General features: G+C 58.4%; 10 protein-coding genes. 9 read left to right on the forward strand and 1 reads right to left on the reverse strand.

The genetic code is table 11. The features are described 5' to 3' along the window. Positions 1 to 70: 70 nt before the first annotated feature. The 3 genes from QM716_RS17560 to QM716_RS29380 all read left to right on the forward strand — a co-directional run bounded on the left by QM716_RS17560 (position 71) and on the right by QM716_RS29380 (position 2,914). Positions 71 to 1,903, forward strand: coding sequence for an APC family permease (locus QM716_RS17560; protein WP_283305486.1), 1,833 nt, complete (start codon positions 71 to 73; stop codon positions 1,901 to 1,903). A gap of 206 nt (positions 1,904 to 2,109) precedes the next feature. After that, on the forward strand, positions 2,110 to 2,394 hold the full coding sequence (locus tag QM716_RS17565) for a hypothetical protein (protein ID WP_283305296.1): 285 nt from the start codon (positions 2,110 to 2,112) through the stop codon (positions 2,392 to 2,394). A gap of 76 nt (positions 2,395 to 2,470) precedes the next feature. Then, positions 2,471 to 2,914 (forward strand): restriction endonuclease, encoded by a 444-nt coding sequence (locus QM716_RS29380; protein WP_502942085.1) that lies wholly within the window; start codon positions 2,471 to 2,473, stop codon positions 2,912 to 2,914. Between the two features lie 21 nt (positions 2,915 to 2,935). On the opposite strand, the gene QM716_RS17570 is transcribed toward QM716_RS29380, so the two are convergent. Beyond that, entirely contained in the window at positions 2,936 to 3,379 is a 444-nt protein-coding gene (locus tag QM716_RS17570) for a helix-turn-helix domain-containing protein (RefSeq protein ID WP_283305297.1), read from the reverse strand. A 546-nt stretch (positions 3,380 to 3,925) separates the two neighbouring features. Here QM716_RS17570 and QM716_RS17575 point away from each other — a divergent pair. From QM716_RS17575 to QM716_RS17600, 6 genes are all read left to right on the forward strand, one after another. Beyond that, positions 3,926 to 4,513, forward strand: a complete 588-nt coding sequence (locus tag QM716_RS17575; RefSeq protein WP_283305298.1) for a TetR/AcrR family transcriptional regulator — start codon at positions 3,926 to 3,928, stop codon at positions 4,511 to 4,513. 69 nt (positions 4,514 to 4,582) lie between these two features. Next, positions 4,583 to 5,947, forward strand: coding sequence for a serine hydrolase domain-containing protein (locus QM716_RS17580; protein WP_283305299.1), 1,365 nt, complete (start codon positions 4,583 to 4,585; stop codon positions 5,945 to 5,947). A gap of 629 nt (positions 5,948 to 6,576) precedes the next feature. Next, positions 6,577 to 8,160 (forward strand): ABC transporter substrate-binding protein, encoded by a 1,584-nt coding sequence (locus QM716_RS17585; RefSeq protein ID WP_283305300.1) that lies wholly within the window; start codon positions 6,577 to 6,579, stop codon positions 8,158 to 8,160. Positions 8,161 to 9,099: 939 nt separating this feature from the next. Beyond that, positions 9,100 to 10,266 carry an NAD(P)/FAD-dependent oxidoreductase gene (locus tag QM716_RS17590; RefSeq protein ID WP_283305301.1) on the forward strand — a complete coding sequence of 389 codons (1,167 nt, stop codon included), beginning with the start codon at positions 9,100 to 9,102 and terminating at the stop codon, positions 10,264 to 10,266. A gap of 82 nt (positions 10,267 to 10,348) precedes the next feature. Beyond that, positions 10,349 to 10,756, forward strand: a complete 408-nt coding sequence (locus tag QM716_RS17595; protein WP_283305302.1) for a RidA family protein — start codon at positions 10,349 to 10,351, stop codon at positions 10,754 to 10,756. A 70-nt stretch (positions 10,757 to 10,826) separates the two neighbouring features. Further along, entirely contained in the window at positions 10,827 to 12,167 is a 1,341-nt protein-coding gene (locus QM716_RS17600; protein ID WP_283305303.1) for a serine hydrolase domain-containing protein, read from the forward strand. The last annotated feature ends 255 nt before the right edge of the window (positions 12,168 to 12,422 follow it).

Genomic DNA, 12,422 nt, shown 5'->3' on the forward strand with positions numbered 1-12,422 from the left:
GCGTCAAGGCATCGTCAAGATCGGTCTCAGCTCAACGGGAAGTATCGATACTGACTCGGTGAGACATGCAGTGATACTCGGACACCGTGGAGTCATATCGTCGACCACCCGCTCCGGTGGCGAACCTGAGAAGCAAAAGCTCTCCGTTGCAACCGGACTGGCGGGTCTGTCGCTCGACGCGATGGCCTCGGTGTCGTACGGTCCAGAGGCCATCGTGTTGGTGTTGGCCCTCGCCGGCGGCGCGGGGATCGGCTTCACCGTGCCGGTGACGATCGCCATCGCCGTGCTGCTTATGGTCCTGGTGGCGTCGTATCGCCAGGTGATCGCCGCATTTCCCGAAGGCGGCGGCGCATACGCCGTCGCGAAGAAGCATCTGAGTCCTCGTGCGAGTCTGACTGCCGCCGCGTCGTTGATCGTCGACTACACCCTCAACGTCGCGGTGTCGATCGCAGCTGGTGTAGCGGCTCTGACCTCCGCCTTCCCCGCGCTTCTTCCCTATACGGTCTGGATCGCGTTGGTGATACTCGGCGGCATCACAGCATTGAATCTGCGGGGCATCGCAGATTCCGCGCGAGTGTTCATGCTGCCCACCGTGATCTTTGTCGTCAGTATCTTCACTGTGATCGGCGCCGGACTGCTAAGGGAGAACCCTGCCGCCGCGCCGACTCCCTTCCTCGCCGAAAACGCACACACGATCGGCATTCTCCTTCTGCTCAAAGCATTTTCGAGTGGTTGCGCCGCATTGACCGGTGTCGAAGCCATCGCCAATGCGGTACCCAGTTTCAAGAAGCCTCGCGTGCATAGCGCTCAGCGTGCCGAAGTCGCTCTGGGAATCCTGTTGGGCACCATGCTGATCGGCCTCGCCGTGTTGATCGAGAAGTTCTCGCTGGTCCCGGTCCCTGGAACAACAGTCCTGTCGCAACTGACTTCTGCTGCCCTCGGAAACGGTGTGGGCTACTACGTCGTCCAATTCGCCACAGTGATTCTGCTGGCGTTGGCCGCGAACACCTCATACGGCGGACTTCCCAACCTGATGCGGATCCTCGCCGACGACAACGTGCTCCCCCACCGCTTCAGCCGAAAGTCGACGCGCGACGTCTTCACTTATGGCGTCTTGTCGCTCGGTGGCGTCGGCGCTCTCCTGATCATCGGATCGGGCGGAAACATGAACACCTTGGTACCGCTGTTCGCCATCGGTGTGTTCATCGGATTCACGCTCGCGCAGTTCGGCATGGTGCGCCACTGGCTCGCCGAACGGACACCGGGCTGGAAATGGCGCCTAGCGCTCAACGGTTTCGGCGCTGTGTTGACGTCGATCGCAGCAGTGGTGACCACCGCCATGAAGTTCACCGAGGGCGCCTGGCTGATCGCTCTCGCCCTCCCGGCGCTCGTCCTCGGCATGGAACGCATCCGCGGCGCATATACACACATCGGTGCCCGACTGACCGTTCAGAGTGAGAACGATTCTCTGTCGATCGGATACAAACCAGCGGTGCTGGTACCCGTGTCCGAAATTACGTCACTCTCCACCCGCGCGATGGCCGCCGCAACAGCGATGTCTTCGCAGCCCATCGCAATTCGAGTCTGCCTGGCACACGAATCGACGACGGACTTCACCCGCCGATGGCAAGCCCGACACCCGAATTCGCGTTTGATCGTCATCGAGGACACCGAGAATTCCGTGGGGAACACCCTCGCTCGATACATCCGTACGCACTTCCCGCACCGGGAAACATTTGTTGTCGTCGCCACCATCGACCCGGCGACCAGATGGCACCGGATCCTCCCGAGCCAACGGACCGACGAGATCGCCCATGCACTGCGCAAACACACCGAGGCCGTGGTGTGCCAAATTCCGGTTCGGATCGATCCGGCTCACCGCGATCCCGCCCTGCGCGCATGAGCCGACGCTCAGCGCGAGGTCCAGAACAACATGCCAGTGCCACCAGGACTAGCCGTACCCCGAGATCCCCAACAACGCCATGGGCAAGGCTCCAATACACGAGTAGCGCGGCAAGATCACGCTCAGTCAGGTAGGCGAACTCAACCACCGAATTCCCAGGCACGCACATCGGCGATCTGACGATCACCGTGAAGGTTTCCGAGCAGATGGCACAAGTCGAGGCGAGCACGAGCGCGGCTCCCGACGTCCTGGCGCTGGGGGAAGACCTAGTTCTCCACGACCTCGAGAAGATGACGACAAACGCGGGCGGGTTGCGGGCCGAACTCAAAGAACGAATCCCCAAGGCCGGAGTGACACGTGCACCGGTCGAGAACATCCTTGCCGCCGTCGCTGCACTTTCACCCACGGCGACACCGTGGTCACCACCGCGAAGCGGGTGTTCTGCGGGCACAGGTCCACCACGCCGAGGTGGCCGCGCTGTTGGCCGGTGAGGAAATCGAGATCACTGCGACCAGCCCCAAGACCGGCAAGCCGTTCAACTGCAAGGGCACGCTCGAATCCGGAGTGATGGAAAGGGCAAGGGCCACTACCCGTTCGTCGGTTTCAAGCCTCAGTTCGAAGAGCGGACGGACCTGGTCACCGGAGTGTGGAAGGGCAAGAAGGTCCAGTTCAAGGGTCGAGGCTGGGGCGCCAACGAGCGCTGGCCCGGTAAGGACTTCACGGAGCAGGAACTGGGAAAGCTGTAGATGGCTTCAGCGATGCGGAAGATGGGGTTCACTGACGCTCGGGCGACACCAGGGACCAGACGGCAGCATCGACGTGCTGTCGTCGAGGGCGATTGCTCAGGTGAAGATGCACAAATCGCAGGTAGGGCGCCCGGATCTTCAGCGCTTGTATGGTGCGCGAGGCAGCGATCAGCGAAGATCGATGCTGTTCTTCTCGCTGAGTAGATACTCGTCCCGCGCTGACCAAATATGCTGCGGGCAACGGCATTGCATTGTTCACTTCTGACGCGAATTGTGCTGTGCAGCATTACAATTCGGCTGCCCTCTCGATATCGAAAGCCCTATCCCCCACGACTGACGGTCGGGCCGTGGCTTTGCCCTTGTCGATCTGAGAAACACGCTGGTGACTGATTCCGAGGATCGTGGCCACATCTCGCGCGGAGAGTCCTCGTTCCCGGAGTCCGTGGACGACTGCGCGGGATCGCTGAGAAGCTTCCTCGACGGCTCGCTGTGCCGCCGCGGTGCGTTCTTTGACCTCTCCGGCCTCGCGCAGTGCTGCCGGGTCTCCGAGGTCGTAGTCGAGCGTGACCTCGAACTCGGCCGCCGGCACGTCGGTGAGCAGCTCCCCTGCGTCCGCGACCATCTCCGCGATTTGATCGAGGCGCTTGGCCTGGGTGAACAGACCGTCGACCTCAGGTACGTCGACCGACCACCAGTCGCCTGATCGGACCGCGTGTGCTGTGACCTTCATTTTTTGCCCTTTACCTGACATGGCTCGGCCATTCCGAGCTGCTTGCGGGATCGCCTTGGCGATCAACTCGGGAATTTCCGAGTGCCGGGCAACGACCGTTCGTCGTCCGACCACCACTTTGATGTCGATTCCAGCCTCGGCCTAATCGATGTCGAGCCCCACGCCCGTCGCGAATGCTCGCAACTCTTTGAAAGGTTTTTCTCGCTTCGCCATCAGATTAAGTCTAACTCCCTAGCCTGAACCCGACAAAGGGGTGAACAAACCTTATTCGTCCAGTTCAGCGACCCGTTCCGGCAGCTTCCCACCACGGATTATTTACTCGACCGAAGCCAACGTGCGCCCTTGTTCTTCAAGGAACACGAGGTAGCCGTCACTGCCCCTCGGCTTCGACCGCCAAGCATCCGCCGTCCCGCCTCCGAAAGGGGTGGGCAAAGTAAACCTTGCAAACGTGGGACGGGTCACATAACGTGATCAGTCACATAACGTGTTCAGTCACGAGCCGTGACTGAAATGAACCGACTGAGTGAGGTTGAAATGCGGGTTCGCATGAGCAGAGCTGAGCAACTGGCCCAGACGCGTGCGCTACTACTCTCCTCGGCGCGCGACGAATTTGAGGATCGGGGATACTCCGCGGCGACACTCGAGCGCATCGGCGAGCGCGCTGGCTATCACCGGACAGCGGTATACAAGCACTTCCCCAGCAAGGAGAACCTCTTCCTCGCCGTCTTGGAGGAAGAGAGTGAAGAACATGTCTCCAGTGCTATTGCCTCCCTGCAGACCACCTCGCGCCCAGTGGAGGCCTTCACCATCTGGTTCGTCCGGGACATCGCGGTGGCGCGCTCGCTCCATCGCGCCAAGTCCGAGTTCTTCCTCGCTGCCGTTGACGACGCAGCACTCCGGGAGAAAGTCACGGAGATCCAGCGCGAAGTCGACGCCAGCGCGCAGTCGGTCGTCGCTGAACTTGTGGCGATTCTCGGAATAACACCATTGGTGAGCATCGGCGAGTTGACCAACGCGGTCCTTGCCCTCTCCAACGGACTCGCCCAGCGGGCCCTGGTCGACACCGCCATGGACCTGTCGGGGTCCCTCGAGCGCGCCCTCCTTGCTCTACTCCGAGGTGTAGGCATGCCCTAGTTGGACCCCTCGCGCTGAGATGCCACACCCCGTTGGCACTCGACTACCCACTAATGAAAAGGACCAGGTATGACTTCCTCCCTACAGATGAAGTTGAACGATCTTCTCGAAAAGCACGGTGTTGTCGGCGCTTCGGTCGCTGTGCTCCATGACGGCCGCATCGACTCGGCAGCCAGTGGACTTCTCAACCTCGCAACCGGCGTCGAAGCCACGACCGAATCACTGTTCCAGATCGGAAGCATCACCAAGGTGTGGACGGCCACGGTTCTGATGCAGCTTGTCGACGAGGGTGCATTGGATCTGGATCTTCCGCTCACCACTTACCTTCCTGAGCTCAAGTTTGCGGAGACAACTGCAACGGAGCAGGTCACCACAAGGCACCTGTTGGCACATACGAGCGGAATCGACGGGGACCACTTTGCTGACACTGGTCGTGGCGACGATGTGCTCAAGCGGTACACCGCTTCGCTCACCGAGCTCGAGCAGGTACACCCAGTGGGTGCGGCGTGGTCGTACTGCAACTCCGGTTACTCACTCGCTGGACGGCTTATCGAGGTCCTGACCAAGAAGGTTTGGGACGAGGCAATACGCGAACGCTTGTGCGAGCCACTAGGTTTGCAGCACACAGTTACCCTGCCGGAGGACCTGTTGCGCCACCGGGCGGCGATTGGGCATGTGCAACCACCTGGTGCAGAAGAGCTCATCCCGACTCCGGTCCCCTTCCTAACTCGATCAGCCGGACCGGCAGGACTCATCTGCGCAACCGCCACGGATCTGATCATGTTCGCGCGCGCCCACCTCGACGCTCTCAACGGACTGACCACGGTACTAACTACTGCTTCCGCGCAAGCAATGCTCGAACCCCAAGCTGATGTTCCAATAGCGAGTTCGATAATGGGCAACGCATGGGGCTTGGGCTGGTCACTGTACCGCTGGCCAGGCGGTGAGGTGATCGGTCACGACGGTGGGACAAGCGGTCAAAGCGCTTTCCTCCGAATCGTTCCGGAGGCCGGAGTCGCCGTCGCACTCCTCACAAACGGTGGACCGGCCCTCCTCGAACTGTTCGAGGAACTTGTCGGAGAGTTACTCAAGAACCTGGCAGGTGTCGAGTTCCCAGCGCGAGCGACTCCGCCCGCTGAGCCGGTCATGGTGACCGATCCGGGGACGATCACCGGGCTCTACGCTCGGCGGGGCCAAAGTGTCGAAGTAGTCGAACGCGATGGAGGATTCTTCGGCGTCATGCGCATCGAGGGGCCCGCCGCATCCATGTATGGTGCGGAGATCCTTTTCCCGCTCGTCGCTGTAGACCCTTCCGAAGGGCGATTCCTCGGCGACATACTTTCGCTTGGATGGTCGCCGGCGGTCTTTACCACTCTCGACGATGGCAGCCGTTTGTTGTATTGGGGCGGGCGCGGCCTTCCCAAGGTCGACTGAGACGCGGGAGGATTCGTCCTTCCCGCCCCTCGCCCCTGCTCGCCGGATGCTCGGACTGCCTTCTGCTGGAGTCAGCCACATCCCCGACGTAGACAAGTACGCCCATTCGCGAGCCTTCGGCGCGGCCCGAGGTTCTGAGTGCTATGCGAATGGCCGACGGGTAGAAAGTGCCGGTGCCGGAGGCCGCCGCGGCTGTTCGACGCTGCTAATTCGAGACTTCAATGCAAAACGCAAGCTGCGCACTCCGGGCATCTTGAGACTCATGATGCAAACCGTGTTAAGTCGACGTATGGGCACCTCTTAAGAAATTGTCTAGTCTCTCGCGCATGACGGCGAGCAATCGGCAATATTTTCCTCGGACTATTACTTTTAAACTATCGCAATCACGCCGAGAATAGGCGTGCTCCGCCCCTTTCCAACAAGGAGCATCAGCGTGGATATCTTCACATGCCGCCTATGGGAATCCCCTATTGGCGTGGGCACTGACAGAAACTCTGCACAAATTAGAAGTTAGAAGCTATGGAAGTGCCACGTGGTCGCAGGCGCCATCAACATGGAGAGCGACAGGAAAGAACGCTTCCAGATCTTTTGTTGATATTCGAATATCCTCCCATTTAAGGAAACACTCCATGAGGTTTCGATCCCTATCATTATTGGCATTATCGCTTTCAAGTACGCTCCTACTACTTGCGTGCGGTTCTGAGGGTGGAGGACAAAGCAGCCAGGGCACGGTGACCACTGATGGAACGCTGACAATCAGTGCCCCATCAGACCCTGGAAATTTGTTCCCTTCCAAGACGCTAAACGCCGCGACTCGTCAACTGGCGGTTTTCGGGTATGAAAGCTTGGTCGCGTTCGGGGATGACGGAAAGCTGGCACCTTGGTTGGCTGAGAGTTGGGTTTCGTCACCCACTGAAGTCATCTTCAAGCTACGTGATGGAGTCACGTGCTCAGATGGGTCCACTTTAACCGCACAGACGGTTGCAGACAATTACATGTGGATCACTGACCCTGCGAATAGCTCAGCAATTCGAGGAGTCTTCGTGCCACCCGATTTAACAGCCACAGCGGACGGTGCTGCGAATACAGTCACATTGAAAACTGCGATGCCAAACCCATTTCTGACCGAGATGGTGGGACAAGTTCTCATCGTATGTAGTTCTGGCCTTTCCAATCCGGATGAATACTCGAATGCATTTGATGGGACCGGGTTGTACACCCTCACGGATGCCAGGCCGGGAGAGAGTTACACCTTGACTCGGCGCAGCGACTACACCTGGGGCCCGGGAGGTACCACATCTGACACACCAGGACTGCCCATGACGGTTACTGTGAATGTCATTACAAATAACATTACTCGCGCTAACCTTCTCCTTTCCGGTGAAACAAATTTCGCAACAGTGACCATGCCAGATTCTGAACGACTTGAGGCTGCTGGTATGTCCGGCATATCAGCAAGTATGCTTTCTGCTCAACTGTTCTTTAACCATGACGATGCGCATGTAACCGCTGACCCAGCGGTTCGGATGGCGCTGGTACGCGCAACGAATACAGACGAAATTGCGGAGATTCTGACTGGCGGTAACGGTAGCCCCGCCCAGTCATTCCAGAGCGGCCAACCCACCACATGTGCCTTGAAAGACCTGCATTCCTCCGTTCCGAGCTTCGATGAGCAGGAGGCATCACGCATACTCGACGCCGCGGGTTGGGTCATGGAATCAGACGGCGTTCGAAGCAAACGCGGAAAGAAACTAACCGTCAATATTTTGCATTTGCAGGGCTCCGAGAGAACAGCGGCCTTCGAGTATCTGGCGAGCCAATGGAAGAACCTTGGTGTCCATGTCACAATCCAAGCGGCAGATTCCTCTGTAATTCAAAGTATCCTACTTTCCGGAAATTCTGGCAATTGGGACGTAGCAGACTTGGCTATCGGAGGTGTCTCATTCCCATCGATGATGGTGTCGTTTTTCAGCGGAGCCGGTCCACAAAACTTCGCTAAGATCAAAAATCCTGACTTCGACCTTAACGTCGCTGCAGCCATGAACACTCTGGGGCTGGAGGGATGCCCGCAGTGGCAGGAGGCAGAACGCGCCATCGTTGCCAACGCTGATGTCTTACCGATCGGTTGGTCTAGCACCGTGGCGTACACGGACGGTTTCACTGCACGTCAGGCAATTCCGATCGAGCCGTGGTCAATCCGCAAAAACAAATAGGCGCGTTTGCGGCCGCTCCTCTGACGCCGGTAACAGATTGACTGGCGAGCGAACTTTTTCGGAAGAATCGACGATTTGATGCAAGCCGATCGCCGGCCTCGGCTAATCGCGTCGACGAAGCCGCGGCTAACGGCATCGGTCCGTTTACACGATTTGTCAGCAATTGGTCTGCCGCACAGTTGATTGCCGAGTACCCGCTTGAGTACACCCATGGTGTGAACGTAGATCACTCGATCGTGCGCCTTGATACATACACACATCCCCGGATCAGTCGGGATGTCCTTCGCCATCAGCGAAGGATCGATGTGGTGCGGCGACCAACTCTTCTTCAGTTTCGCGGGGCACAGGAACGAAGCTTGGCGCTGGCGACCAGCTGCGTCTGCCATGGCTTGGCCCGATGCTTCACCGACAACCGATACGCGCACGAGACGTGATCCCCCACCGAGACGGTGGGGGATACAGATCCCGGCTGGTCGTCGAGAGCACGCGCCGCATGTCCGGCGCGTTCAAACAGATCGACCCTGTGCCCTCTAGAACCTGCAGCTGTCACTCGAAGTCCTAGCGGCCCACCCGGCAGATTGTCAACACCCATCCGGGTGAGCCCGGCGAGTCGAACTCGTAGGAGCGCGACTCACCGTCGAAGTCCACAGCGAGCGGAGAGTTTAGATCGCGGCGGACCCCGCCACTATGCCGCATATTTTTCGAATTCAATACAGGATCTTTTTTCGGCAATAACTGGATACAACGATCGACTTACCACCACGTTTCGGGTGATGCGCACCGTGCGATTCGGCAATCAGTGAGCTCGACAGCGTTCTGTTTCAAATTACGAACTGATCCAGCACATTTCGGATGCGTGTACTAATTTTTGTCCCGGTTAAGCATCTAGCCTTGGTGATGGACCGTCATTCGGATCGATCTTTACCACAGAGGGGTCACATGAGCATTCCGGCGCACACCGGCGAGACGAACTTCGATACCATCGTGATCGGCGGCGGAATGGCGGGTATCTCGATCGCTCACGAGTTGGCCAGCGACCAGTTCGTCGCGGTTCTAGAGATGGAATCAACACTCGCATATCACACCACTGGACGTTCCGCCGCCACTTATCTGGAAAGCTACGGAAATAACGTGGTTCGAATGCTGACCACCGCAAGTCGAAGTTTTTTCACGGATCCTTCCGGAGAATTCGACTCGTCGATCGCAGCTCCGGTCGAGATGCTTATAATTGCCAACGAAACACAGACGGACACCTTACGCGCGCTATATCTTGAGGTTAGCGAACGAGGCAACAATTCGCAGCTGATAAGCGGCACTGCTGCCGAGAAACTTAATCCAGCCCTTCGTGTCGGATATACGCACTTGGCTATGACCGATTCGAGCGCGATGGAATTGGATGTGCACGCTGTCCATCAGGGTTATGTCCGAGGTTTCCGTCGACGCGGTGGAACGATCGTCAAGTCGGCCAAAATCGTAGCGGGGCACCGCGAGAAGGCGTCTTGGGTAATTGAAGATGCGACTGGTCGGAACTTCAGTGCGACGAATGTCATCAACGCTGCTGGCGCTTGGGGCGATAAAGTAGCGGTTGCCCTAGGTGCGGAGCCTGTCGGAATTCGGCCACTCCGCCGTACTGCCTTCATGGTTTCAGATCCACTGAAGGATCGGGCGAGCAAAGTTCCGTTTACTCTGGATACATCGGAGACCTTCTACTTCAAGCCAGACGGAACCCAGTTCCTTTGTTCGCCAGCCGACGAAACGTATCAGGAACCGAGTGACGCGCGTCCTGATGAGTTAGAGATTGCACGAGCTATCGAAAAAATAAACGAAGCAACAACCTTCGAAATTCGACGGGTAAACTCAGCGTGGGCTGGCCTACGCAGTTTCACGGCGGATCGCAGCCCAGTCGTAGGATTCGATTCAAAATTCGAAAACTTCTTCTGGTATGTAGGCCAAGGCGGATACGGAATTCAAATGGCCCCTGCGCTTGCACGCATGGGCTCCGCACTCGCAACGGGGAGAGTGCTGCCCACCGATTTAACTGAAATTGGAATCACGAATGAGATGGTGGCACCCGGCCGCAAAGACCTGAGCATGGTAATTGACTAATCGAAATCGCCAACCTTTCTTCAGTCACGAATCAGGCGAGTTTCACCTGCGTTTCATATACACAAGATAAGGAAATTTTGCAATGGGAACGATGATCACAGATACCTCAGGGCGGCGCTATCTGAACCGGGGTGACGCAAAAGGTCCATTCCTGACCGCGATCGAGTCGAACCATACTCTGTACATATCGGGACAAGGAGGGTTCATCTCCGACGGTACAATTCCCGAAGGAATTCGGGACCAAACCAAGGCAACGCTGGAAAACGTGCGCCGTATTATCGAGGATTGCGGCTGGTCTGTATCGGATCTGGTGCAAATCACCTGCTATCTCGCTGACATTGAGGAGTGGGGGACCATGAATAGCGAATATGAAAAGTTTTTTGCGAACCAGCCACTCCCCCCGACCAGGACGGCGATCGGCGTGGCAGCGCTACCGTTCGGCCTGAGAGTGGAAATGACGTGTACCGCGAGTCGCGACGCTGACCGGTAAGTAGACGCTGGCCGTACCCAGAGCATCCATTGCAGCATCACAGAACGACAGTGAATTCGAGGAATCAAAGATGCAAGAACAGCTTCAGGAACTTATCGATCAGTGGAGGACCGAGGCGAACATCCCCGGCGTCTCGGTCGGCATCGTGCACGGCGACAAGGACATCGTCGTCACCAGCGGCATCGAAAGCATCGAAACCCAGCTCCCGGTCACCGACAAAACGATGTTCATGATCGGCTCCACCACAAAGGTGTTCGCCGCAACAGCCGCGATGGCACTCGTCGAGGACGGCTTGCTCGACCTCGACACCCCGTTGGTCGAGTACATACCCGAACTGACCCTCGCCGACGAAGAAGCCACCCGCACAGTCACGATGCGTCATCTCCTGACCCACACCGGCGGATTCACCGGCGACGCCAGCCTCTCGGCAGGCTGGGGCGAAGACGCCCTCGGCCGCTCGGTTTCGCGGCTGAAGGAACTACGACAAGAATTCCCCGTCGGAGACGTCTTCTCCTACAGCAATTCCGGATTCGTTCTCGCCGGACATGTCGTGGCCAAGATCAGCGGACTGACCTTCGAAGAGCTGGTCAAGCAGCGCGTTCTTGACCCCCTCGAAATGAAGAACTCGGCGTTCCTGCCCTGGGACGTGATGACCCACCGGTTTGCACTCGGTCACTACATTCGCGACGGTGTCCCGTTCGTGTCCAACGAAACCGGACTGGACCGCGGCATGACACCCTGCGGCGGAATGTGGTCCTCGGTGCGAGACCAACTCGTCTGGGCACGCTACACACTGTCCGGCGCACACCCCGGCGAAGGACAGCCACTCGACGAGTCCACCCGGTTGCTGATGCAGAAGCCTCAGCGTCCCGCAGCGATGACGTTCGAGGAAGTCGGCATCGGCTGGCTACTGACTCGATACGGAACCACACAGGTCGTCCGGCACGGCGGCAACGTCAGCAACCTCCAGGTCTCCGAGTTCGTGACGGTGCCCGAGAAGAACTTCGCCGTCACCGTTCTCACCAACGCACTCGGCGGCGGAATCGGCAAGAAGATCGTCGACTGGTGCATGACCAACCTCGCGGAACTACCTAAGCCCGCCTTCCTCGATCTCGTTGACCCGACTTTCGCTGCGGTGGACGCAGTCGTAGGCAAATACCACACCGGAGACCTGACGATGACGGTCGCCCACGCCGACGGGGGAATCGACATACGGATGGGAAGCTCTCAAGACCTCGGCGAATACGAGGACATCGTCTGGCCACCGGCGATCCCGATCGCCTTCGTCAACGACAGCGACTTCGCTTCGCGCGCGGACACCACCCGTGTGTTGGGCCGCTTCGTCACCGACGACACCGGACGCGTCGTGATGCTCGAATTCGGCGGCCGCACCGCCAAGCGAGTGGCATAGACAGTCCGCTTGACGACACCGCAGGGTCGGAACAGTGCAGGACGGCATATATACGTCTGTTCCTCATCGGACCTCTGCTAATGACGGACGCGCTCCTTACGGTGGCAGCACTCAATCCTGGGTAGGAGGTCGGCCCGAAGACATTGTCAAGTTCATTTCGAGCGACGACAGAATTTTGCATTCCACCCGTAATGGACGTCTTCTTCGGTAACACAGGCGGCTCAACGCGTACAACCTGTCGTGCAGTCGATCTCC

This window comes from Rhodococcus sp. IEGM 1409, assembly GCF_030056735.1.
In the GTDB taxonomy this organism is placed as follows: Bacteria; Actinomycetota; Actinomycetes; order Mycobacteriales; family Mycobacteriaceae; genus Rhodococcus_F.